We start from the raw sequence: 23,650 nt of genomic DNA, 5'->3' as shown, positions 1-23,650 counted from the left end.
CACGCTTCAGACGCTGGCCTCGGGCTGCCAGCAGGCAATCCCGAACTCGCCCAGCAGGGCGGCGGTTTCGGCCAGCGGCAGGCCGACTACCGCGGAATAGCTGCCTTCCAGACGGTCGACGAAGATCGCCGCCAGGCCCTGGATGGCGTAGCCGCCGGCCTTGTCCAGCGGCTCACCGGTATTCCAGTATGCCTGCTGTTCGGCCGCGGCGATTGGGCGGAAGTGCACACGGCTGCTCACCACCTGCGCCCGGCAGCGCGCGCCGTCGGCGACGGCGACCGCGGTGAGCACCTCGTGAGTGCGCCCGGACAGCGCCGCGAGCATCGCCATACCGTCGGCGCGATCGAGCGGTTTGCCGAGAATGCGCCCCTCGAGCACCACCGCGGTATCGGCGCCGAGCACGCAGGCATCCTCCAACCCCAGCGCGGCCAGCCCGGCAGCGGCCTTGGCCCGCGCCAGGCGCTCGACATAGGCGGCCGGCGTCTCGCCGGGCAGCACGCTTTCGTCGATGGGCGCGTCGACCCGGCGGTGCGGCACGCCGATCTGCAGCAGCAGTTCGCGGCGGCGCGGCGAAGCGGAAGCGAGGTAGAGCTGGCTCACGTGCGATATCCCTCCCGAAACGTGACAGATGACGGCCCGGAAGGGCTCAGTAGACGTTCAGCCGCAGGCTGAACCAGCGCATGACGGTGAACACCCAGGGCCACAGCAGGGCGCTGACCAGCGCCGGAAAGAGGAACAGCAGGGTCGGCGGACGGTTGCCGGTCAGGGTATTGAGCCACAGCTGGACCAGCTGGGCCAGACCGAACACCACCAGCAACACCAGGCTCTGCTGCCAGACCGGGAACATGCGCAGGCGCTGATGCAGCGACATCAGCATGAACACGATCAGCGCCAGCACCAGGGCATTCTGCCCCAGTGGCGTGCCGTAGAGCACGTCGGCAGCCAGACCGAACAGCCAGACGCGGGTCATGCCGATGCGCTGGGGGGCCGCCAGCGACCAGTAAGCGATCACCAGGGCCAGCCACAGCGGCCGGCCGACGCCCATGAACTCGGGCATCGGAGCCACGCTGAGCAGCAGGCCGAGCAGCAGGCTGAACCAGACAAACCAGCCATTGCGGGAGCGCACGCTACCCACCATCAGTGTGCTCCTTGGGCAGGTGCGGGTTGGGCCGCAGGCTGGACCGGCGGGGCCGTGACGGCCGCTGGCGGCGCGCTCGCCGCAGGAGCCGCAGCGGGGGCGGCGGCGCCTGCCTCGGTAGCCGTGGCGGGGGCTGGGCCGGCCGCGGGTGCGCCGCCGGCGGCCGCCTCGCGATCCGCCGCCTCCTGGGCCAGCGCCGCATCGACGGCGCGCTGCTCGGGGGTGCGGCGATCGCTGAACACCAGCAGCAGGTAACGGCTGCGATTGAGACGGGCGGTGGGCACCGCGCGCACCACGGCGAAGGGCTGGCCGGAGTCGTGGATCACTTCCTTGACCGTGGCCACCGGATAGCCGGCCGGAAAGCGCTGACCGAGGCCGGAGCTGACCAGCAGATCGCCTTCCTTGATGTCGGCGGTATCGGCCACATGGCGCAGCTCGAGCTGTTCGGGGTTGCCGGTACCGGCAGCGATGGCGCGCAGGCCATTGCGATTGACCTGCACGGGAATGCTGTGGGTGGTGTCGGTGAGCAACAGCACGCGCGCGGCGTAGGGCATGACTTCGACCACCTGGCCCATCAGGCCCAGGGCATCGAGCACCGGCTGGCCGAGAAACACGCCATCCTTCTCGCCCTTGTCGATCAGGATGCGGTGGGTGAAGGGATTGGGATCGATGCCGATCAGCTCGCTGACCAGCACTTGCTCGTCGACCAGCGCCGCCGAGTTGAGCAGCTCGCGCAGGCGCACGTTCTGTTCGGTGAGGGTGGCGAGCTTCTGCAGGCGGCGCTGCAGCAGCAGCGCCTCGGCCTTGAGCTTCTCGTTTTCGGCGATCAGCTCGTCACGGCTGCTGAACTGCTGGCTGACGCCCTCCCACAGGCGCAGCGGCCGCTCGGCCAGCCAGTAGAAGGGAGTGAGCACCTGTGCCATGTGGCTGCGCAGCGGCTTGAGCACATCGAAGCGGGCATCCACCACCATCAGCGCAATCGACAGGACGATCAACACCAGCAGGCGGATACCCAGCGCGGGACCCTTGGCAAAAAGCGGTTTGATGGCTCACCCCGGCATCAGGTGCTGCCCACCGATCACTCGGTGGAAAGCAGATCCATGGAGTGACGATCCATCATCTCCAGGGCGCGACCACCGCCCCGGGCGACGCAGGTCAGCGGATCCTCGGCGACGATCACCGGCAGGCCGGTTTCCTGGGCCAGCAGCTTGTCGAGGTCGCGCAGCAGCGCACCACCACCGGTGAGCACCAGGCCGCGCTCGGCGATGTCCGAGGCCAGCTCCGGCGGCGACTGCTCCAGGGCGCTCTTCACCGCCTGGACGATGGCGGCCAGGGATTCCTGCAGCGCTTCCAGCACCTCGTTGGAGTTCAGGGTGAAGCTGCGCGGGACGCCCTCGGCCAGGTTGCGGCCGCGCACGTCGATCTCGCGGACTTCGCTGCTCGGGAAGGCGGCACCGATTTCCTGCTTGATCCGCTCGGCGGTGGCCTCGCCGATCAGGCTGCCGTAGTTGCGGCGCACGTAGGTGACGATGGCTTCGTCGAAGCGGTCGCCGCCGACGCGCACGGATTCGGCGTAGACCACGCCGTTGAGGGAGATCAGCGCGATCTCGGTGGTGCCGCCGCCGATGTCGACGACCATCGAGCCCCGGGCCTCGTCCACCGGCAGGCCGGCACCGATGGCAGCCGCCATCGGCTCCTCGATCAGGAATACTTCGCGGGCACCGGCGCCGAGGGCTGACTCGCGAATGGCGCGGCGCTCGACCTGGGTCGACTTGCACGGCACGCAGATCAGCACGCGCGGGCTCGGCTGCATGAAGCTGTTTTCATGCACCTTGTTGATGAAGTACTGCAGCATCTTCTCGCAGACGCTGAAGTCGGCGATCACCCCATCCTTCATCGGCCGGATGGCGGCGATATTGCCCGGAGTACGGCCCAGCATACGCTTGGCCTCGGTGCCGACGGCGACCACGCTCTTCTGATTGTTGCCGCTGGTGCGGATGGCGACCACGGACGGCTCGTCGAGCACGATGCCGCGCTCGCGCACGTAAATAAGGGTGTTGGCAGTACCCAGGTCGATCGACAGATCGCTGGAAAACATGCCGCGCAGTTTTTTCAACATGGGATAGAAAACCCTGGGGGAACGCGTGGCTAAAAGTGCGGCAGACTCTAACAACGGCAGGGATTTTGGGCAAGGCGCACATATGTTAGATTGCTCGCTTTTCCGGGCCTCCATGGCCCTCAATCGCGGCCTTTGACCGCCATTTGGCGGCTTCTGTTCCCTCCGCCTTGCCTGCCGGTCATTCGTCGCCTTTCCGCTGGAGACACCCGATGGCGCTCGAACGCTCCGACGTGGAAAAGATCGCCCACCTGGCCCGCCTGGGGTTGGCCGAGGTCGAGATTCCGCGCACCACCGAGACCCTCAACAACATCCTCGGCCTGATCGACCAGATGCAGGCCGTCGACACCGACGGCATCGAGCCGCTGGCCCACCCGCTGGAAGCGACCCAGCGCCTGCGCGCCGACGTGGTGACCGAGACCAACCGTCGCGACGCCTACCAGGCCATCGCCCCGGCCGTGGAAAACGGCCTGTATCTGGTTCCCAAGGTAATCGAGTGATGCATCAACTGACTCTGGCGCAAATCGCCCGCGGCCTGGCCGCCAAGGACTTCTCCGCCGTCGAGCTGAGCGCGGCCCTGCTCGCGCGCATCCAGCAGCTCGACCCGCAGCTCAACAGCTTCATCACCGTCACCGCCGACCAGGCGCTGGCCCAGGCCGCCGCCGCCGACGCGCGCCGTGCCGCCGGCGAGAACGGCGCCCTGCTCGGCGCGCCGATCGCCCACAAGGACCTGTTCTGCACCCAGGGCGTGCTGACCACCTGCGCCTCGAAGATCCTCCACAACTTCAAGGCGCCCTACGACGCCACCGTGGTCGACAAGCTGGCCGCCGCCGGCGCCGTCAGCCTCGGCAAGCTGAACATGGACGAGTTCGCCATGGGCTCGTCCAACGAGTCCAGCCACTACGGGGCGGTGAAGAACCCGTGGAACCTCGAGCGCGTACCCGGCGGCTCTTCCGGTGGCTCGGCGGCTGCCGTCGCCGCCCGTCTGATTCCGGCCGCCACCGGCACCGACACCGGCGGCTCGATCCGCCAGCCGGCAGCGCTGACCAACCTCACCGGTCTCAAGCCGACCTATGGCCGCGTGTCGCGCTGGGGCATGATCGCCTACGCCTCCAGCCTCGACCAGGGCGGGCCGATCGCCCGCACCGCCGAGGATTGCGCCCTGCTGCTGACCGGCATGGCCGGCTTCGACGCCAAGGACTCCACCTGCGTCGACGTCCCGGTGGACGACTACCTAGCCGCGCTGAACCAGCCACTGGCCGGCCTGCGCATCGGCCTGCCCAAGGAATACTTCGGTGCCGGCCTCGACGGTCGCATCGCCGACGCGGTGCTGGCGGTGGTCGAGGAGCTGAAGAAGCTCGGCGCCACGGTGAAAGAGATCAGCCTGCCGAACATGCAACAGGCGATCCCCGCCTACTACGTGATCGCCCCGGCCGAGGCCAGCTCCAACCTGTCGCGTTTCGACGGTGTGCGCTTCGGCTATCGCTGCGAGAACCCGCAGAACCTCGAGGACCTGTACAAGCGTTCGCGCGGCGAAGGTTTCGGCGCGGAAGTGCAGCGACGGATCATGGTCGGCACCTACGCGCTGTCCGCCGGCTACTACGACGCCTACTACCTGAAGGCACAGAAGGTCCGCCGCCTGATCAAGAACGACTTCGTCGCCGCGTTCGACGAGGTCGACCTGATCGTCGGCCCGACCACGCCGAACCCGGCATGGAAGCTCGGCGAGAAGAGCAGCGACCCGGTATCCGCCTACCTGGAAGACATCTACACCATCACCGCCAACCTCGCCGGCATCCCCGGCCTGTCCATGCCGGCCGGCTTCGTCGACGGCCTGCCGGTCGGCGTGCAGCTGCTCGCCCCCTACTTCCATGAGGCGCGCCTGCTCAACGTGGCGCACCAGTACCAGCAGGTCACCGACTGGCACACCCGCACCCCGAGCGGATTCTGAGGACGACACACATGCAATGGGAAACCGTGATCGGGCTGGAAATCCACGCACAGCTCGCCACCCAATCGAAGATCTTCTCCGGCAGCGCCACCACCTTCGGCGCCGAGCCGAACACCCAGGCCAGCCTGGTCGACCTCGGCATGCCCGGCACCTTGCCGGTGCTCAACGCCGAAGCGGTGCGCATGGCCTGCAAGTTCGGCCTGGCGATCGACGCCGAGATCGCCGCCAGCAACGTCTTCGCGCGCAAGAACTACTTCTACCCTGACCTGCCCAAGGGCTACCAGACCAGCCAGATGGACCACCCCATCGTCGGCAAGGGCTTCCTCGACATCACTCTGGAAGATGGCAGCAGCAAGCGCATCGGCATCACCCGTGCGCACCTGGAGGAGGACGCCGGCAAGAGTCTGCACGAAGACTTCCACGGCATGACCGGCATCGACCTCAACCGCGCCGGCACGCCGCTGCTGGAGATCGTCTCCGAGCCGGACATCCGCTCGGCCAAGGAAGCGGTCGCCTACGTCAAGGCGATCCACGCCCTGGTCCGCTACCTGGGCATCTGCGACGGCAACATGGCCGAAGGCTCGCTGCGTTGCGACTGCAACGTCTCGGTACGCCCCAAGGGCCAGGCCGCGTTCGGCACCCGCGCCGAGATCAAGAACGTCAACTCGTTCCGCTTCATCGAAAAGGCGATCAACCACGAGGTGCAGCGGCAGATCGAGCTGATCGAGGACGGCGGCACGGTGGTGCAGGAAACCCGCCTGTACGACCCCAACAAGGACGAGACGCGCTCGATGCGCAGCAAGGAGGAAGCCAACGACTACCGCTACTTCCCCTGCCCCGACCTGTTGCCGGTGGTGATCGAGCGCAGCTTCCTCGAGGAAATCCGCGCCGCCCTGCCGGAACTGCCGGTGCAGAAGCGCGAGCGCTTCGAGCGCGAGTTCGCCCTGTCCGCCTACGACGCCAGCGTGCTGTCCGCCAGCCGCGAGCTGGCCGACTACTTCGAGGCCGTGCTCGCGGTCTGCGCCGACGCCAAGCTGGCCGCCAACTGGGTGATGGGCGAGCTATCCAGCCTGCTCAACAAGGACAACCTGGAAATCGACCAGTCGCCGGTGTCCGCCGCGCAGCTGGGCGGCATGATCCTGCGCATCAAGGACAACACCATCTCCGGCAAGATCGCCAAGATGGTGTTCGAGGCCCTGGCCGCCGGCGAGGGTGCCAGCGCCGATGAAGTGATCGAGAAGAAGGGCCTCAAGCAGGTCACCGACTCCGGCGCCATCGAGGCCATGCTCGACGAGGTGCTGGCCGCCAACGCCGAGCAGGTCGAACAGTACCGCGCCAGCGACGAAGCCAAGCGCGGCAAGATGTTCGGCTTCTTCGTCGGCCAGGCGATGAAGGCCTCCAAGGGCAAGGCCAACCCCGGCCAGGTGAACCAATTGCTCAAGCAGAAGCTCGAAGGGTGATCCACCGACAACGCCGGGCTCGCCCGGCGTTGTGCCCTTTACAGGTACCTCTCGATGAAACAGCTGCTCCTCGCCGCCCTGCTCGTCCTGCTGGCCGGCTGCGCCAGCCGCGACCAGGCCTTCGACCCAAGCGGCTATCGCGGCGAAGGCAAGGCCTCCTACTACAGCAGCCGCCACCACGGCCGGCGCACCGCCAGCGGCGAGCGCTTCGACATGCACGCGCTGACCGCCGCCCACCGCAGCCTGCCGTTCGGCAGCCGGGTCCGGGTCACCAACCTGCACAACCAGCGCAGCGTGGTGGTGCGCATCAACGACCGCGGTCCCTACGCCCGCGGACGGATCATCGACCTGTCGCGCGCGGCCGCCGAGCGCCTCGGCATGCTGCGCAGCGGCGTGGCGCCGGTACGGGTCGAGCAGCTGGCGAACTGAGCTGCCCGCCAACGCAGCAAGCGGTAACAAACGACAGCCGGGAAACACTGGCGGCGTAACGATAAATCGTTAAGCTTGCGCAAATTTTTCCCGGAGTCTGCAAACAATGACCCTGATGACCTTCGTCTACCTGATCGCCGGCCTGGTGCTGCTGGTCGCCGGCGCCGAAGTGCTGGTGCGCGGCGCCGCACGTCTGGCCGCGCAGTTCGGCATCCCGCCGCTGATCATCGGCCTGACCGTGGTGGCCTTCGGCACCAGCGCACCGGAAACCGCAGTGAGCGTGCAGGCCGCCCTCAACGGCAGCGGCGACATCGCCATCGGCAACGTGGTCGGCAGCAACATCGCCAACGTCCTGCTGATCCTCGGCCTGTCGGCGCTGGTCGCGCCGCTGATCGTCTCGCGCCAGCTGATCCGCCTCGACGTGCCGCTGATGATCGGTGCCAGCCTGGTGACCTGGGCATTGGCCTTGGACGGCAGCCTTGGCCGCCTGGATGGCGCCCTGCTGTTCGTCGGCGTGGTGGCCTATACCCTGTTCCTGATCATCGGCAGCCGCAAGGACAAGAGCGCCGCCGCGGGTGACGAGTTCGCCGACGAGTTCGGCCTGCACGAAACGCCTAAGCCCTATGCCTGGGCGATCAACCTCGCCCTGCTGGTCGCTGGCCTGGTGCTGCTGGTCGGCGGTTCCAACCTGCTGGTCGAAGGCGCCGTGACGCTGGCCAAGGCGCTGGGTCTGTCGGAGCTGGTGATCGGCCTGACCATCATTGCCGTCGGCACTTCGCTGCCGGAGCTGGCCACCTCGATGATCGCCGCCTTCAAGGGCGAACGCGATATCGCCGTCGGCAACGTGGTCGGCAGCAACCTGTTCAACCTGCTCTGCGTGCTCGGCCTGGCCTCGCTGCTGTCGCCGCTGCCGATCAACGTGTCGGCCAACGCCCTGTCGTTCGACTTCCCGGTGATGATCGCCGTCGCCGTGGCCTGCCTGCCGATCTTCTTCGCCGGCTACTGCATCCGCCGCTGGGAAGGCGCGCTGTTCGTCGCCTACTACGCCATCTACACCGTCTGGCTGATCATGCACAGTACCGACGCCCCCGGCCTGGCCATGTTCAGCCAGGCCATGCTGTGGTTCGTCCTGCCGCTGACCGCCGTCACCCTGCTGGTGATTGGCGGCCGGGCCTGGAAGCTGCAGCGCTGAGGCACCCGCCAAGCGCCGGCGCCTGGGTCCAGGTGGCTCAGGGCGACGGCAAACAGGTGAGCAGCATCCGCCGGGTGCTGCTCGCGGCCGCGCATCAGCCCTCCTGGGCCTGCGGGCGCGGCAGCTCCAGCACCTGCGCCAGCCCCTCCTCGTCACCCAGGCGGTGCAGCTTGCCGTCGACCACGGCGCCATTCTCCATGCTCAGCTGGCGATAGCTGATGTTGCCGCGCACCCGCGCGTTGGAATGCAGCTCGAGCAGGTGCTCGACCCGCAGATCGCCGACGATGGTGCCATCGATCAGCGCGTCATAGCTGCTCACGTTGCCCTCGATGCAGCCCTCCGCGCTCAGCGCCAGCAGGCTGTGGGTGCCCGGCTTGTGGATGATGTTGCCCTTGACCACGCCGCTGACCTTGAGGCCCTCCTCGAACTCCAGGTCGCCCACCAACGACACGTTGCCGGAAATCAGGCTGGAGAACTGATCGATGGTGACCCGTGAAGCCGCTTTCTTCTTGTTGCTGAACATCCCCTTGCTCCCGAATGATTAGTGACGTTTCTTTTGTTGGCGGAAAAAGGCCAGGTCGGTCTGCAGGCGCTTGATCTGCGCCGACAACTGCGCATTGCGCCGCAACAGCTGCTCCTCGGTGGCCTGCGCCTCGCGCTGCTGCAGGCGAGCCTGCTCCAGCGCCGCCGCGAGGCTGCGATTTTCCACGGCAAGGGCCGCCAGCTGCCGCTCACGCGCGCCGCTGTCGTCGAGACGCAGCAGCAGTGCCGCGCCGATCAGGCACAGCACGAGGAACAGCGCCCACTGCCACGGACGACCAGCGCGGGCGAGCTGCAGGCGATGCTCGGCACGCAGCAGCTCGCGGGTGGACGGTTTTCTAGTCCTTGGCCACAGCATCGGCATCACGCGCCATGTCCCCCAGGGCCAGGAAACGCTGCGGATCGGCGAACCCACCGTTGTGCAGCACTTCGAAATGCAGGTGGGGCCCGGTGGAGCGCCCGGTGGAACCGGCCGCGCCGACCCGCTGGCCGGGCGTCACCACCTCGCCAACCCGCACATGAAAACGCGAGAGGTGGGCATAACGGGTCACTAGGCCATTGCCGTGGTCGATCTCCAGCAGATTGCCATAGCCGCCGTTGCGGCCGGCGAAACGGACCCGACCGCCGGCCGCCGCGAGCACATCGGCGCCGGTGGGCAGGGCGAAGTCGACCCCGGAATGAAAGGCCAGGCGCCTGTTGAACGGGTCGACCCGGTTGCCAAAGGCCGAGCCCAGACGGGCCTGTGGCTGCACCGGCCGGCGCGACGGAATCGCCATCAGCGCAGCATTGCGCTGGGCCACACTTTCCATCAGCTGATCGAGCACGCTGCGCAGGCAGCGGGCTGTCGCCTCGCCGTGCTGCAGGTCTTCGAGCGGCGTTGCCTGCGCATGCGGCGACTCGTCGGAGCAGCCGCGAGGCGGCAGCCACAGCCCCCCCTGGCCGCCGCGCACGTCGCCAGGAATATCCGGCACCAGGGCCGGCAACAACGCAGGATCGAGGGCCGACAATTGCCGGGTGAGCGTCTTGTGCTCGCCAAGCATCGTGCGCAGCGAGAACACATCCGCCTCCAGCGACTTCAGGCGTCCGACCAGTGCCCCGACCCGAGCGATGGCGAAGTGGTCCTCCTCACCTGGCGCACTCTCGACCTCGGCAACCGGCGGCAGAGGCTGGCTCAGACCACGACCAACCCAGACGCCACCGACGAACGTCGCCAGGTTCAGCACGAGCAGCACACCCAGAGCAGGGAGCAGCAGACGGCGCAAACTGACGACCCGGATGGCGTCGCGCGTCAGCGAGCGACTCGACGGCGAGAATAACTTCATGATGGATTCCCCAGAAAACAAAGCGGCCTGCCCGGTGGGGGCAAGCCGTTGAGCGTCGCAACAGAATGTGCCGCAAGTGGCAGTTTTTTTCTGAGGCCTGATGGGCGATTGCGAAAATCCCCTGGCTTCCTGGCGAAATAAGCTACCGGCATTCGTCACTCTGCCACCGAGCGGCGGATTGCGCTCTAGATCCAGCCCAGCCAAGTCAGCACGAACAGGCCGAGGTTGATGCTCAACACCGCGCCCAAGGTGGTCAGCACGATGATCGACGCCGCCAGCTGGTGGTTGGCGCCGACCGCGCGGGCCATGACGAAGCTCGCCGCGGCGGTCGGGCTGGCGAAATAGAGAAACAGGATGCCCAGCTCGCGGCCAGCGAAACCGCACAGCCAGGCGCCCAGGGTGCACAGCAGCGGCAGCCAGACCAGCTTGAACAGCGTCGAGCCCAGCGCCAGCCCGCTGCCCTGGCGAATCGAGGCCAGCGACAAGGTGCCGCCGATGCAGATCAGCGCCAGCGGCAGGGTCATCTGCGCGAAGTAGCCGGCGGAGGTCAGCAGCCAGTGCGGCAGGCCGATCTCGAACCCGGCCAGCGGCAGCGCCGCCAACACGCCGATGATCAAAGGATTGCTCAACACGCCCTTGACCAGGCTCCAAGGGTCGGACTTGACGCCCGGACTGTAGAGCGCCAGCACGATCACCGACAGCATGTTGTAGGAGAGGATCACCACCCCGGCCAGCACGCCACCCAGCGACAGGCCGTAGTCGCCGTACAGGCTGGTGGCCAGCGCCAGGCCAACGATCCCGCAGTTGCCGCGAAAGGCGCCCTGGGTGAACACCCCGCGTTCGGCATATGGCACCCGCCACACCGCCCAAGCCCAGCAGAGCAGGAAGCTGCCCAGGGTCGCCAGCACGAAATAGCCGAGCAGCGCCGGCTGCAGGGCCGTGGAGAGATCGGCGCGAAGGATGCCGAGAAACAGCAGGGTCGGCAGGGTGGCCTTGAACACCAGGGCCGAGGCGGTGTTGATGAAGGCTTCGTCGATCCAGCCAAGGCGCTTGAGCAGCACGCCGAGGAACAGCATGGCGAACACCGGCGCGGTGACGCCGAGGGTGGCGTGGAACAGGGCGAGCATGGCGATATCCGGACGACACGAGGGGCGCCATCTTAACAGCCAGCCCGCCCCTGCCCTGCCCTGCCCTGCCCTGCCGACGCAGTGTGGATTTGCCCCCTATCCCGGAGTTACCCCTTCAGCACGCTCAGCGGCGCACCGGACGTTTCTGCAGCTTGCGCTGCAGGGTACGCCGGTGCATGCCCAGCGCGCGGGCGGTGGCGGAGATGTTGCCGTCGTGCTCGGTCAGCACGCGCTGGATGTGCTCCCACTGCAGGCGATCCACCGACATCGGGTTTTCCGGCACCAGGCTGTCGAGGTCGGCGTGCTCGGAGAGCAGCGCCGCCAGCACGTCGTCGGCGTCCGCCGGCTTGCACAGGTAGTTGCAGGCGCCACGTTTGATCGCCTCCACCGCGGTGGCGATGCTCGAGTATCCGGTGAGGATCACCACGCGCATCTCGGCGTCCAGCTCGAGCAGCTTGGGCAGCAGCACCAGGCCGGAGTCACCATCCATCTTCAGGTCGAGCACCGCGTAGTCGGGGATGTCGCGCTCGGCCAGCAGCAAGCCCTGCTCGGCGGAATTGGCCACCGACACGCGCAGGCCACGCCGACTCATGGCGCGCGCCAGCACGCGGGTGAAGGTCTCGTCGTCGTCCACCAGCAGCAGATGCGGCTGTTCTTCCGTATCGAACAGGGCTTCTTCGCTCATTTCATTCCTCGCAAGGCAGGATCGGCGTTCAGGCGACGCCGTAATTGCGCGGCAGTCGCAACTCGGTCAGCGTGCCGCCTTCTTCGTGGTTATACAGCTTCACTGTACCACCGACGCGGGTCACGCTGGCCTGACTGAGGAACAGCCCCAGGCCGAAGCCCTTGCCACGGCTCTTGGTGGTGAAGAACGGCTTGCCGAGCTGCTCGGCAATCGCCAGGGGGACGCCGACGCCATGGTCGCGGATGCTCAGGCAGATCTCCCGCGCATCCCAGTCGAGGCGGATGTCGAGATTGTCCGGACAGGCATCGGCGGCATTGTTGAGCAGGTTGAGCAGCGCCTGACTGAGGTCGGTCGGCGGCATCAGCCGCGGCGGGGTGCCGACGCCCAGGCACTGGTAGCGATAGGTCGCTTCCGGGCGCATCAGGTGCCAGCGCTGCAGCACCGCCTCCAGCCACTCGCGCGCCGTCTGCTCGCTGACCGACTGGCGGCGCTCGGCCTCGGCGGCGCGCACCAGCTGCTGCAGGGTCTCCTTGCACAACTTGACCTGCTCCTGGAGCAGGGCCAGATCCTCCTGCAGCGCCGGCTGGTCACGGTGCTCCTGGCGCAGCTCCTTGAGCAGCACGCTCATGGTCGACAGTGGCGTGCCCAGCTCGTGGGCGGCGCCGGCGGCCTGGGTGGCTACGGCGAGCAGCTGCTGGTCGCGCATGCCCTCCTCGCGACGCTCGGCGCGCAGCTGCTCCTGCCGGCGCAGCCCCTCGGCCATCTTGGCGACGAAGAAGGTGATCATCACCGCTGCCAGGGCGAAGCTCAGCCACATGCCGTAGATCACCAGGCTCTCGCGCGGACCGGCGGGGACCTCCAGCGGGTGCGACCAGAGCAGCAACAGGGTGTAGCTGACCAGCGCCAGGCCGGCGAGGGTCAGGGTATGCAGCCAGGGCAGGGTCGCCGCGGCAATGGTCAGCGGCACCAGGTAGTAGGAGACGAAGGGATTGCTCGAACCGCCGGTGTAGTACAGCAGCACGCTGTGGATCACCAGATCGCAGCCCAGCTGCACCGCATACTCCAGTTCGGTGACCGGCCAGGAGACGCGCAGGCGCAGGGCAGTGAAGACACTGAGCAGCGCCGAAACACCGAGGGTGATGCCCAGCTCGGTCCACGGCAGCTCAAGCTTGCCGGACAGCCAGGCAAAACCGACCGAGCCGGCCTGGGCGGCCAGCACGAGCAGACGGATCAACACCAGTCGGCCGAGGTTCTGCAGACTGGCGGAAAGTAACTGAACGGGCGCTTGCATGAGGGATTCCGGAAACTGGGGCGAGTATAACCACAGCACCGGCCCGCCGGCTGCGGCAAATACGCGCGGCGCTAGCAGCTTCCGGTCCGCCTACCGATCCAAAAAGCTTCGCCCCGAGGTCGGGCCTCCCACAAGAGCAAGCCCAACCCCATACCTGTAGGAGGCGCGACTCGCGGCGAATGCGGGCCGCAGGGCCGCCGGCCGATCCAAAGCGCCGCCCCGAGGCCGGGCCTCCCAAAAGAGCAAGCGCCCCTGCTCGCCATGGAACCCGTGTTCCCACGCCCAGTCCTATCCTCGATTGCCGGCTATCCTTGCCCGGCAACGTCCAGCCCGACAGGAGTCCCCAATGCGCCACCTGCCCCGTCTCGCCGCCCTGCTCGTCCTCGGCAGCAGCCTGTACAGCCTGCCAAGTCACGCCGAGGAGCCACCGCGCTACAACCAGGTCAGCCTGCGTGCCGAGGTCAATCGTGAGGTGGCCCACGACCGCATGCACGTCACCCTCTACAGCGAGGCACAACTCAGCGACCCGACCAAGCTGGCAGCGCAGATCACCGACACGCTCAATCGTGCCGTGACCCGCGCCCGCGCGGTCAAGCCGGTCAGCGTCAGCCTCGGCAGCCGGCACAGCTATCCGGTCTACGAGGAGAAGGGGCGCAAGATCATCGCCTGGCGCGAGCGCGCCGAACTGCGCCTGGAAAGTGCCGACTTCACCGCCCTCGCCCAGCTCAGTGGCGAGCTGCTCGACGAGCTGCAGATGGCCGACATGCACTTCAGCCTGTCCAGCGACAGCCGCCAGCAGCACGAAGACCAGCTGCTCAAGGATGCCGTGGCCGCCTTCAAGGCCCGCGCCCAGCTGGTCAGCGAAGCCATGGGCGCGCGCAGCTACCGGCTGGTGCGCCTCGACCTCAACGCCAGCGGCGCTCCGCGCCCGCCGCTGATGCGTGCCATGGCGATGAAGGACATGAACATGGAAAGCGCGCCGGCGCCGCAGATCGAGGCCGGCAACAGCCAGCTGGCGGTCAATGCCGACGGCGTGATCGAGCTGCAGATGCCCTGAGGGCCAGCTCTCGCGGGCAGACTACGGTAGGCCTGAGGGAGGCGCGACCTCGCGGCGATGCGGACCGCGGGCCCGCCGAAGGGCAAAGAGCTTCGCCCCGAGGTCGGGCCTCCAACAAGCAGATCAGCCGGGCCGCTACAGATGTGCCTCCGCATACTCCGCCAGCACCGAGCGCGGCACGCCCTGCAGGGTGATGTGCACGCCGTGGGGGAAGTCCTTGAAGCGCTCGGTCAGGTAGGTCAGCCCCGAACTGGTGGCCGACAGGTAGGGCGTGTCGATCTGCGCCAGGTTGCCCAGGCAGACCACCTTGGAGCCGTTGCCGGCGCGGGTGATGATGGTCTTCATCTGGTGGGGGGTGAGGTTCTGGCACTCGTCGATGAGGATCAGGCTCTGCTGGAAGCTGCGCCCGCGGATGTAGTTGAGCGATTTGAACTGCAGCGGCACGCGCTGGAGGATGTAGTCGACGCTGCCGTGGGTGCTCTCGTCATCCATGTGCAGGGCTTCCAGGTTGTCGGTGATGGCGCCGAGCCACGGCTCCATCTTTTCCGTCTCGGTACCCGGCAGGAAGCCGATGTCCTCGTCCAGCCCCTGCACGCTGCGGGTGACGATGATGCGCCGGTAGCGCTTGCTGACCATGGTCTGCTCGATGGCCGCGGCCAGCGCCAGGATGGTCTTGCCCGAACCGGCCGCGCCGGTCAGGTTGACCAGATGGATATCCGGGTCGAGCAGCGCGTACAGCGCCAGCGCCTGGTAGATGTCGCGCGGCTTGAGGCCCCAGGCTTCCTGGTGCAGCAGAGGCTCCTGATGCAAGTCGAGCAGCAGCATCTGGCGCTTGTCGACTTCCTTGACCCAGCCGACGAAACCCTGCTCGTCGACGATGAACTCGTTGACGTGCACGTTCGGCAGGCTGCCGTTGAGCTGCACGCGGTGCAGGGTACGACCGATGTCCTGGCGGGTGTCGACCTTGCCGACCTTCTGCCAGAACGACCCGCTGACCTCGTGATAGCCGCGCGGCAGCAGCGCCACGTCGTCCACCAGCTGGTCGGTATGGTAGTCCTCGGCCGCCACGCCACAGGCGCGCGCCTTGAGGCGCATGTTGATGTCCTTGCTGACCAGCACCACCTCGACATCCGGGCGGCGCCCCTGCAACTCCACCAGCTGGTTGATGATCTTGTTGTCGTTGAGGTGTTCCGGCAGGCCGCTGAGGGCGGTGTCCAGCCGGCTCATGAGGATCGACAGGCTGCCGCGCGGTTCGCCCTTGCCACGCTGAATCGGCACGCCCTGCTCGACCTGTTCCGGATTGGCCTCGCCGAGCAGCTGGTCGATCAGGCGGATCGCCTGGCGACACTCGGCCGCCACGCTGTGCTTGCCGGCCTTCAGATGATCGAGCTCCTCGAGCACGGTCATCGGGATGGCCACGTGGTGTTCCTGGAAATTCAGCAGGGCATTCGGATCGTGAATCAGGACATTGGTATCGAGCACATACAGCCGGGGATGCGTGGTTCTACTGGCACTTTTATCCATGGTCGGTCACCTGAATCCTGTCGGTCATGCGACGGAATGCCCGCAGGCGCTCCGCCACCAAGGTCGCCGTCCCGTCGTATCGCGACATTACGCGGCGACCAGTCCCCCACATAGCGTCCCAACGATTACAAGAAAGTTACCACCGCCGAACTGTCGCTCCTCCCTTCAGAAGTGCTACCGATTTGAGTCTAGCCGCCCGCATCGCGCTTCACCCCAGCGCCGGGGCCGCCATGTCATTGACAGCCTACTGCTAGAATCGCCGCACAGCCAGAGGAGACCCGCAATGCTGATGGTGATTTCCCCCGCCAAGACGCTCGACTACACCACCGCGCCGGTGACCGCGCGGCACACCCTGCCCGAGCACCTCGCGCACTCCGCCGAGCTGATCGCCCAGCTGCGCGAACTGACCCCGGCGCAGATCGCCGAGCTGATGCACCTCTCCGACAAGCTTGCCGGCCTCAATGCCGCGCGCTTTGCCCAGTGGTCGCCCGAATTCACCATGGAGAACGCCAAGCAGGCGCTGCTCGCCTTCAAGGGCGACGTCTACACCGGTCTGGATGCGGAAAGCTTCGGCGAGGACGACTTCGACTTCGCCCAGCAGCACCTGCGCATGCTCTCCGGGCTGTACGGCGTGCTGCGCCCGCTCGACCTGATGCAGCCCTACCGCCTGGAAATGGGCACCAAGCTGGCCAACGCTCGCGGCAAGGACCTCTACGCCTTCTGGGGCGAGCGCATCAGCGGTTGGCTCAATGAGGCGCTGGCTGCCCAGGGCGACGACATCCTGCTCAACCTCGCCTCCAACGAGTACTTCGGCGCGGTCAAGCGCAAGGCGCTCAAGGCACGGATCATCGACACCGAATTCAAGGACCTGAAGAACGGTCAGTACAAGATCATCAGCTTCTATGCCAAGAAGGCCCGCGGCCTGATGGCTCGCTACGTGATCCAGAACCGCCTGCTCAACCCCGAAGACCTCAAGGGCTTCGATCTGGCCGGCTACTCTTACGCCCAAGCCCAGTCGAGCCCGGACAAGCTGGTGTTCCTGCGCGACGGCGCCGAGGACTGACATTTGCACGAGGTAGCCCCATGCTGATCGGTGCCCTGCTCACCTTCACCTGGCTGGTCCTGCTGGTCCGCTATCCGAGCCGGGCGCTGGCGATCTCGCTGGCCGCACTGCTCGGCCTGGGGCTGGTGGCGCTGTGGGTGATCTGGCAGGACAGCCGCGAACAGCGCCGCCTCGACCATCTCGAGCTGAGCCTGGCGCTGGACGCCAGCTGCCCCGGCGACCGACCGCTGCGCGCGCAACTGCGCAACGGCAGCGATGCCGTGCTGCACGAACTGCGCTGGCAGGTCGGCGCCTACCAACCCGGCGACAGCATCAACCTCGCCGCCCACCAGCGCTACGACAGCCCGCACTACCGCGTTCCGCAGAACCTGCTGCCCGGCAGCGCCTGGCAGGAGTGCCTGCCACTACCACCGCTGCGTCCCGGCTATCGCGCCAACTCGCTGGAGTTTCGTGCCGAGCGGCTGCGCGGGCGCTTTGACGAGTGAGCCACGCACCGGCTGCCACTCAGGGCTGATCGCCCAGACTCGCCGAATCTCCCACCTTGCTCCGTCCCGGCACATTCGCTGGCGGCGAGGGGAACTTGGTCGAGGCATAGCGCACCACCAGGGTGGCTATCGCCAGCAACAGGATCGCCCCGCAGACCATGACGATGCCCATGTTCGGCTTGTGGTTGTGCTGGATATCGCCGATCAGCAACCGGGTCAGCGCGGTGATCGCCACATAGATCAGGAAGCGCACCGGCATATGGTTGGTCTTGAAGTAGATGCCGACCATCGCACCCAGCTCGAGATAGATGAACAGCAGCAGGATATCGTCGATGGTCGCCTGCCCGCGCTCGAACATGCCGAGGAAGGTGTGCCCCGCCGCCCAAGCCACCGCCCCGCCGATGGCGAACAGGGCGAGGTAATGAAAGCCTTCGACCAGCAGGTTGCCGAGGGCATCGGCCTGGCTGTGCATGGCATGGCGCAGGCGTTCGGCCCAATGGGATTTCATGAGGGGTAACTCCGGTAAACTAAAAGGCGTATCTGGTCATGGAGCGAGTAGCATGGCAAGCCTACTGCACTCGGAAAGGCAGTTCCTCAACCAGACTGCAGCCAACTGCGCCAGAGCAAACTGGAAGGCTGCTCTGGCATTCCTTTCAGCCCGCTGGATCGGATATCGCCTTCGAACCCAGGTCGACCCGCTTATGACGAATCAATTCTCCACCGATGAAAGCACAAGCGATCATCAGATAGGTCATCGGCATGCCGAAATAAAAAATCCCATCGGTAAGCGCAAGGGTGAGCAGCGCAGTCAACAGCGAAACCCCATAAGCGAGCGTCACCGTGGTTTTGCCAGCCTTTGCGGTGACCATATAAAGCTTTCCGCCCTTGAACGACAGCCAGCCGATGATCAACAGGAACAGCGCCGCCCCCGCCGCCCCCCACTCGATCAGCAACTGCATCACGCCGTTATGCGCTTGGCGGATCGGGAAGCCTTCCCACACAGATAAAAAGCCCTCAGCACCCCATCCAAACCATGGTCGCTCGGCAATGAAGGGTACGAGATAAGTCCAGATCCCCAGTCGCCCCGAACTAAGCTGATTGATCGAGCTGGCCTGATCGGAGCGCATGAATGCAGACAGCCAACCGACACCCGACTGATCAACCGGGAACAAAGCAGATACCAGCATGGCCGCCCAGACGGCGAACAGCAACACCAACCAAACGCGCGCACAGCGTCGCAGCGGAAACCCGATCGACAGGGTAAGGATACCAATGCTGGCCGCCAGAAAAGCGCCCCGACTGCCACTCCATAGCATAATGCTCGTCACTAGGCAGAAGGTCAGCATCGCAGCTCCTCGCCATCCGCCCTGCCACGCCAGACTGGCCCAAGCCGCCGTCACCATGCCGATACAGAGGAAATAGGCCAGATGACGAATGTGGCGGAACAACGGTGGCTTATTCATCCAGTCGTGCTGCTCGGGTACCTCCATTCCCACCCAGGCAGTTATCAGGAACATCGCATAGACAGGTACAGCCAACAGGACAGCCTTGGCGACCAGACTCGACACAGGGGCATCACTCAGCAAGAAGCGCAGGAAGACAACCGCAAAAACCAAGTGCAACACCATATGAAACACTCTCGACCAAGATGCCATGGCAACCCCTTCGATGGCTGCCAGTGCATTGGCCAGCACAAAGGTCAAAGCCAGCGCGGACAGCGCTCCGGTGAAAAACCAACTCATTCCTTCCTGCTTCTCAGTGCGGGCGATGGCTAAAACAGCGAAAATAAAGAAAGCCTCCAGTAGCGCGACACTCTGCCCGGCCATCCAGTTCGGCATGAAGTTTACATAAAAAACTCCGCACGCCATGAACATCACAAAAACTCTTGGAAAGTACGACCTCCACCGAGCGAATTCGAGCCCCCCCAAAGTCCTCTCTCGCAATAGAAAAGCAACCAGCAGCAGGTTTGCAATAACGACAAAAAGTGCTGGCCAGATGAGAAACTCACCTCTCACCAAACCAAGGAAAGCCACAAAAACCGCCCCCCCAAAAGCCCCAGCAAGCAGCAAGCAATTTCCAAGCATGCCCCCCTTTGATCTAGAAAAACAAACCATGGCCAACACGAAAATGGCCGCCTGCAAGTTCCCCAGCCACCAGAAATCAGCGAGCAGCCCCACGGAAAAACCAAGAGTCACGGCCATAAGGAAAGCCGGCACTATTTCGTACCGCACGCGCACGCAATCCATTTCTCGCTCAGTCATTCAACCCCCACTCCATCCTTCTGATTACCTGTCACAAACGGCAGTTTCTCACCAGCCCCCAGCATCTACTCCACAACGAAACTCACCCACGGCACCATGCCTTCGGCAAAGACGGCTTTTTCCCCTCGCGTCTTGGTGAGCGGCGGTTCGTGATCCCCCACGACCAACACCGCCGTACCGCGCAGGATTCCCGAGCCAAGCAGCTCACCCAACCCATGAAAGAACTGCGCCTGCAACTTTAAGTTCAGACATTCGCGAGAACCAGAGTCAACATCAAAAAGCCTGCAATCAAAGACATCCTCTCGAATATCTCTCTGATCATAAAATGCATGAGAGTTCAAAGTAAGCCAATACAGAAAACGCTTACCATCCAGCCGCAGAAAATCTCCCACAGTCGCTCGCAGATCGAGATCACACGCCCCCGGAAAGGAATAGCAGCGCTCCGGCCACCTGCTGCTTTCAAAGAAAACTGATTCATCGAAGCCAACTCGGGGATACCAATGCCTGCGATCGTACATCAAGCTGACAGCACCATGAACTGATGCCGTGCGATAACCTTTCCGCCTCAAACGATTTGGCAGACATTCTCCAAAGCCATCCGTCACCGCTGCAAGGTTGAAATTATTAGGCCTCAACTGACATAACTCCCTCAACTCTCCCGCCACGGTAGCCCCGACAAAAGACAAATTGCCTTGCTCAACTTCGCCACGCGACACAGCACGTAGCGGCTGCAACAGCGCCTCCTGAACCTTCGGGTCACGCGGAACTCCCCATGACTCGTTGACGACCAGCAGCAGTTTTTCGGGGAGCGCCTTGCCATCTAAATTACCGATCCACTGAGGGACTGCACCCGCATCAGCACGCAATACTGTAAATGGCTCCCCTTTCAGCTCCGCACTCTTGAGAAACCCACTACTTCGATATCTGACAAAATCAACCACCTGACTGGAAACCAAGGAAACATTGGAAACTCGCCAAAACTTATCCTCCCCACCCCCTCCAACTCCATACACCTTGAACATATACAAAAAAACCAGCAGATTGAAAGCAATAACCCCCCCCACTGGACTGATCCGCCGCCCAAAGAAAAGCAGCACCCAACACTTTGCCAGCACCCCAACAGCAATAACAGAAATTGCCACCTGGTACTGAGCAGACGAAATGAAGGTGAATTTAGCCAAATACAAAAGATCAGAAAAACGAACAAACGGAAACAACTGACCAACCACAACCAAAAGATCAACCAACAAAAGAAACAAAAACAGCAAAGCCCCGCTCCACCTGAATCCCAAGGCCACAACAAATACCGCAACCGCATAGTCCAAGTTCAGGTACGACCGCCCCACCCCAGCCAGCCATGCCATCACGACAAAAAGCAGATTTGGCACGATGACGATCAACAAAAGAGCCCACGAAAAACTCCGCAGACGCAGCTTCCCAGCTTCCGTCAACCGAAAATACGTCCCCATACCCTCACCACCACTCGTGACTGTTCTCGCGACGGTACAATTCGAGGTTCGAGCCGATCGCATTCCCCCGATACTTTCACTGAAAAGCACAACGCCCCGCAGTCGCGGGGCGTTGTGCTTTTCAGACAAACAGTAGGCAAACCTCGGTTTGCCTACTACTCATCAGCTACCTACCGGGCAACCAGCCGGAGCAAAGGAGTCATCCCAGCCAGTGTTGCTGGACGCAGTCACTTCACAGCTCCAGATGCCATCAGCACCACGAGAAACGGTCACGACTCCCCCGTTGACCGCCGAAGCCACGTTGCCGTTCAAAGTGGCGGTAATGGAGGCAGTACCAGCAGAAGCATCCATAGCAACTGCCGCGTTGGAGCTCAGGTTGGAGGCCGTGTAGCCAAGATCAGCAATGGTGTTGGTCGCAGCATTGCGGCTCATGCGCTCTTCAACCGCAGTCTTCAGCGAAGACATCTCACCAACCAAGCGAGTCACCTGGGTACGGGAAACATAGTTCTGGTACTGGGGAATGGCGATGGCGGCCAGAATACCGATGATCGCAACCACGATCATCAGTTCGATGAGAGTAAAGCCTTTCTGCATTTGCGCTTTCATGCGTATTGCTCCTTGAGAAAGTTAGAGGTCTTGCGGACCTAGAGAGACCAAAGCATATAGCGTGCCAATTTCCTAAAGCCTGCATTTCACGGGCCGCGCAGGGCTGCACACCTGGACACCGAACCCAATCGCGCCAGGATCTGCCATTTTTTGTCACACGCATTGCAGGGATTTGGCAGCTTGGTGGCATTGCGTTATAAGGCAGCCACAGGATTAGCAGGTTGCCCTCCCCATGAACGACTCCATCGCCCTCACCGGTCTGGCCCGCCAGCTGGTGTTCGCCGAACTGCTGGACGCCAAGACCGCACAGCAGGCCCAAGCCGAAGCGCTGCGCAACAAGATCCCGCTGGTTAGTCATCTGGTGCAGAACAAGCTGGTCAAGCCACGCGCGCTGGCCGAGATGGCATCCGAGCAGTTCGGCCTGCCGCTGCTGGAGCTGAAGGCGCTGGACAAGGAGGGGCAGCCCAAGGAACTGGTCAGCGAGAAGCTGATTCGCCAGCACCGCGTGCTGCCGCTGCTACGCCGCGGCAACATCCTGTTCGTCGGCGTCTCCGACCCCACCAACCAGCAGGCCATCCGCGACATCCAGTTCAGCACCGGACTGACCGTGGAAACCCTGTTGGTCGAGGACGACAAGCTCGGCGAAGCCATCGACAAGTTCTTCGACAGCGGCGCCACCGGCATGGAAGAGCTTGCCGATGTCGATCTCGACGGCGTGGACCTCGAACAGGGCGGCGAGAAGAAGGAAGAGGCTGCCACTAACGAGGCCGACGACTCGCCGGTGGTCAAGTTCGTCCACAAGATGCTGCTGGACGCCATTCGCGGCGGTGCCTCGGACCTGCACTTCGAACCCTACGAAAAAAGCTATCGCGTGCGTTTCCGTACTGACGGCATTCTCTTCGAGGTCGCCAAGCCTCCACTGCAGCTGGCCAGCCGTATCGCCGCGCGCCTCAAGGTGATGTCGGCCATGGACATCTCCGAGCGGCGCAAGCCGCAGGACGGGCGGATCAAGCTGAAGATCTCCGCCAACAAGGCCATCGACTTCCGGGTCAACACCTGCCCGACCCTGTGGGGCGAGAAGATCGTGATGCGGATTCTCGACCCGACCAGCGCACAGATGGGCATCGACGCTCTCGGTTATGAGGAGGAACAGAAGGCGCTGTACCTCAAGGCGCTGAGCCAGCCGCAGGGCATGATCCTTGTCACCGGCCCCACCGGCTCGGGCAAGACCGTGTCGCTGTACACCGGCCTGAACATCCTCAACACCCCGGACATCAACATTTCCACCGCCGAAGACCCGGTGGAGATCAACCTGGAAGGCATCAACCAAGTCAACGTCAATCCCAAGCAGGGCATGGACTTCACCCAGGCTCTGCGCGCCTTCCTGCGCCAGGACCCCGACGTGATCATGGTCGGCGAGATCCGCGACCTGGAAACCGCCTCGATCGCCGTCAAGGCCGCACAGACCGGCCACATGGTGATGTCCACCCTGCACACCAACAGCGCCGCGGAAACCCTCACCCGCCTGCGCAACATGGGTGTGCCGTCGTTCAACATCGCCACCTCGGTCAACCTGATCATCGCCCAGCGCCTGGCCCGCCGCCTGTGCCCCGCGTGCAAGAAGGTGCACGACATTCCGCGCGAGGCGCTGCTGGAGGAAGGTTTCCCCGCAGAGCAGATCGGCAAGTTCAAGCTCTATCAGCCGGTGGGCTGCGATGCCTGCAAGGGTGGCTACAAGGGCCGTGTCGGTATTTATGAAGTGGTTAAAATCACGCCGGCACTGCAGCGGATTATCATGGAAGAAGGCAATTCCATCGAGATCGCGAGCAAAGCGCGCGAGGAAGGCTTCAACGATCTGCGCACCTCGGGTCTGCTCAAAGCCATGCAAGGCATGACCAGCCTCGCGGAAGTCAACCGTGTGACCAAGGATTAAC

At 64.4% G+C, this 23,650-nt stretch carries 24 protein-coding genes; 9 read left to right on the top strand and 15 right to left on the bottom strand.

The annotated features are described in order from the left end of the window. Positions 1 to 6: 6 nt before the first annotated feature. From BMZ19_RS01475 to mreB, 4 genes are all read right to left on the bottom strand, one after another. Complete coding sequence (locus tag BMZ19_RS01475; protein ID WP_090305781.1) at positions 7 to 600, bottom strand: Maf family protein; 594 nt, start codon at positions 598 to 600, stop codon at positions 7 to 9. A gap of 46 nt (positions 601 to 646) precedes the next feature. Continuing rightward, on the bottom strand, positions 647 to 1,138 hold the full coding sequence (gene mreD / locus BMZ19_RS01470; RefSeq protein WP_090305778.1) for a rod shape-determining protein MreD: 492 nt from the start codon (positions 1,136 to 1,138) through the stop codon (positions 647 to 649). After that, positions 1,138 to 2,136 (bottom strand): rod shape-determining protein MreC, encoded by a 999-nt coding sequence (gene mreC, locus BMZ19_RS01465; RefSeq protein ID WP_244517077.1) that lies wholly within the window; start codon positions 2,134 to 2,136, stop codon positions 1,138 to 1,140. The genes mreD and mreC overlap by 1 nt, the downstream gene beginning before the upstream one ends. Before the next feature lie 80 nt (positions 2,137 to 2,216). Next, positions 2,217 to 3,257: a rod shape-determining protein MreB gene (gene mreB / locus BMZ19_RS01460; RefSeq protein WP_090305772.1), complete on the bottom strand. Its 1,041-nt coding sequence runs from the start codon at positions 3,255 to 3,257 to the stop codon at positions 2,217 to 2,219. A gap of 209 nt (positions 3,258 to 3,466) precedes the next feature. Between mreB and gatC the strand changes: the two genes are divergently transcribed. The 5 genes from gatC to BMZ19_RS01435 all read left to right on the top strand — a co-directional run bounded on the left by gatC (position 3,467) and on the right by BMZ19_RS01435 (position 8,286). Beyond that, complete coding sequence (gene gatC / locus BMZ19_RS01455; protein ID WP_090305770.1) at positions 3,467 to 3,754, top strand: Asp-tRNA(Asn)/Glu-tRNA(Gln) amidotransferase subunit GatC; 288 nt, start codon at positions 3,467 to 3,469, stop codon at positions 3,752 to 3,754. Further along, a complete protein-coding gene (gatA, locus tag BMZ19_RS01450; RefSeq protein WP_170847686.1) occupies positions 3,751 to 5,205 on the top strand; it encodes an Asp-tRNA(Asn)/Glu-tRNA(Gln) amidotransferase subunit GatA in 1,455 nt (484 codons plus the stop codon). The genes gatC and gatA overlap by 4 nt, the downstream gene beginning before the upstream one ends. Positions 5,206 to 5,216: 11 nt before the next feature. Beyond that, positions 5,217 to 6,665 carry an Asp-tRNA(Asn)/Glu-tRNA(Gln) amidotransferase subunit GatB gene (gene gatB, locus BMZ19_RS01445; RefSeq protein WP_090305764.1) on the top strand — a complete coding sequence of 483 codons (1,449 nt, stop codon included), beginning with the start codon at positions 5,217 to 5,219 and terminating at the stop codon, positions 6,663 to 6,665. Between the two features lie 54 nt (positions 6,666 to 6,719). Then, positions 6,720 to 7,094: a septal ring lytic transglycosylase RlpA family protein gene (locus BMZ19_RS01440; protein ID WP_090305761.1), complete on the top strand. Its 375-nt coding sequence runs from the start codon at positions 6,720 to 6,722 to the stop codon at positions 7,092 to 7,094. Positions 7,095 to 7,200: 106 nt separating this feature from the next. Next, positions 7,201 to 8,286, top strand: coding sequence for a calcium/sodium antiporter (locus BMZ19_RS01435; protein WP_090305758.1), 1,086 nt, complete (start codon positions 7,201 to 7,203; stop codon positions 8,284 to 8,286). 94 nt (positions 8,287 to 8,380) lie between these two features. Here BMZ19_RS01435 and BMZ19_RS01430 read toward each other — a convergent pair whose 3' ends face one another. The 6 genes from BMZ19_RS01430 to BMZ19_RS01405 all read right to left on the bottom strand — a co-directional run bounded on the left by BMZ19_RS01430 (position 8,381) and on the right by BMZ19_RS01405 (position 13,251). After that, complete coding sequence (locus BMZ19_RS01430; protein WP_090305755.1) at positions 8,381 to 8,809, bottom strand: bactofilin family protein; 429 nt, start codon at positions 8,807 to 8,809, stop codon at positions 8,381 to 8,383. A gap of 18 nt (positions 8,810 to 8,827) precedes the next feature. Next, complete coding sequence (locus BMZ19_RS01425; protein ID WP_244517084.1) at positions 8,828 to 9,190, bottom strand: hypothetical protein; 363 nt, start codon at positions 9,188 to 9,190, stop codon at positions 8,828 to 8,830. After that, a complete protein-coding gene (locus tag BMZ19_RS01420) occupies positions 9,165 to 10,148 on the bottom strand; it encodes a M23 family metallopeptidase (protein ID WP_090305752.1) in 984 nt (327 codons plus the stop codon). Before BMZ19_RS01420 ends, BMZ19_RS01425 begins: the two co-directional genes overlap by 26 nt. Before the next feature lie 185 nt (positions 10,149 to 10,333). Further along, a complete protein-coding gene (locus BMZ19_RS01415; RefSeq protein ID WP_090305749.1) occupies positions 10,334 to 11,275 on the bottom strand; it encodes an AEC family transporter in 942 nt (313 codons plus the stop codon). A gap of 124 nt (positions 11,276 to 11,399) precedes the next feature. Continuing rightward, on the bottom strand, positions 11,400 to 11,960 hold the full coding sequence (locus tag BMZ19_RS01410; RefSeq protein WP_090305746.1) for a response regulator transcription factor: 561 nt from the start codon (positions 11,958 to 11,960) through the stop codon (positions 11,400 to 11,402). A gap of 28 nt (positions 11,961 to 11,988) precedes the next feature. Beyond that, positions 11,989 to 13,251, bottom strand: coding sequence for an ATP-binding protein (locus BMZ19_RS01405; RefSeq protein ID WP_090305743.1), 1,263 nt, complete (start codon positions 13,249 to 13,251; stop codon positions 11,989 to 11,991). 346 nt (positions 13,252 to 13,597) lie between these two features. Here BMZ19_RS01405 and BMZ19_RS01400 point away from each other — a divergent pair, with 346 nt between their 5' ends. Next, positions 13,598 to 14,308, top strand: a complete 711-nt coding sequence (locus BMZ19_RS01400) for an SIMPL domain-containing protein (RefSeq protein ID WP_090305740.1) — start codon at positions 13,598 to 13,600, stop codon at positions 14,306 to 14,308. A gap of 135 nt (positions 14,309 to 14,443) precedes the next feature. On the opposite strand, the gene BMZ19_RS01395 is transcribed toward BMZ19_RS01400, so the two are convergent. Further along, a complete protein-coding gene (locus tag BMZ19_RS01395) occupies positions 14,444 to 15,832 on the bottom strand; it encodes a PhoH family protein (protein WP_090305739.1) in 1,389 nt (462 codons plus the stop codon). A gap of 283 nt (positions 15,833 to 16,115) precedes the next feature. Here BMZ19_RS01395 and yaaA point away from each other — a divergent pair, with 283 nt between their 5' ends. Both yaaA and BMZ19_RS01385 read left to right on the top strand, forming a co-directional pair. Next, on the top strand, positions 16,116 to 16,895 hold the full coding sequence (yaaA, locus tag BMZ19_RS01390; protein ID WP_090305736.1) for a peroxide stress protein YaaA: 780 nt from the start codon (positions 16,116 to 16,118) through the stop codon (positions 16,893 to 16,895). Between the two features lie 20 nt (positions 16,896 to 16,915). Further along, on the top strand, positions 16,916 to 17,380 hold the full coding sequence (locus BMZ19_RS01385) for a multidrug transporter (protein WP_090305733.1): 465 nt from the start codon (positions 16,916 to 16,918) through the stop codon (positions 17,378 to 17,380). Between the two features lie 19 nt (positions 17,381 to 17,399). Here BMZ19_RS01385 and BMZ19_RS01380 read toward each other — a convergent pair whose 3' ends face one another. The 4 genes from BMZ19_RS01380 to BMZ19_RS01365 all read right to left on the bottom strand — a co-directional run bounded on the left by BMZ19_RS01380 (position 17,400) and on the right by BMZ19_RS01365 (position 21,716). Then, positions 17,400 to 17,888, bottom strand: a complete 489-nt coding sequence (locus tag BMZ19_RS01380) for a phosphate-starvation-inducible protein PsiE (RefSeq protein ID WP_090305730.1) — start codon at positions 17,886 to 17,888, stop codon at positions 17,400 to 17,402. Between the two features lie 145 nt (positions 17,889 to 18,033). Next, the gene (locus BMZ19_RS01375) at positions 18,034 to 19,641 is read right to left on the bottom strand and encodes an O-antigen ligase family protein (protein WP_090305727.1); all 1,608 of its coding nucleotides are present in this window, start codon (positions 19,639 to 19,641) and stop codon (positions 18,034 to 18,036) included. Between the two features lie 65 nt (positions 19,642 to 19,706). Beyond that, complete coding sequence (locus BMZ19_RS01370) at positions 19,707 to 21,041, bottom strand: sulfatase-like hydrolase/transferase (protein ID WP_139214627.1); 1,335 nt, start codon at positions 21,039 to 21,041, stop codon at positions 19,707 to 19,709. 231 nt (positions 21,042 to 21,272) lie between these two features. Next, positions 21,273 to 21,716: a pilin gene (locus BMZ19_RS01365; protein WP_090305721.1), complete on the bottom strand. Its 444-nt coding sequence runs from the start codon at positions 21,714 to 21,716 to the stop codon at positions 21,273 to 21,275. Between the two features lie 232 nt (positions 21,717 to 21,948). Here BMZ19_RS01365 and pilB point away from each other — a divergent pair, with 232 nt between their 5' ends. Continuing rightward, entirely contained in the window at positions 21,949 to 23,649 is a 1,701-nt protein-coding gene (pilB, locus tag BMZ19_RS01360; RefSeq protein WP_090305718.1) for a type IV-A pilus assembly ATPase PilB, read from the top strand. Position 23,650: the final 1 nt, after the last annotated feature.

The sequence above is a fragment of the Pseudomonas linyingensis genome (assembly GCF_900109175.1).
Taxonomy (GTDB): Bacteria; Pseudomonadota; Gammaproteobacteria; order Pseudomonadales; family Pseudomonadaceae; genus Geopseudomonas; species Geopseudomonas linyingensis.
This window is presented reverse-complemented; position numbering and strand designations above follow the sequence as displayed.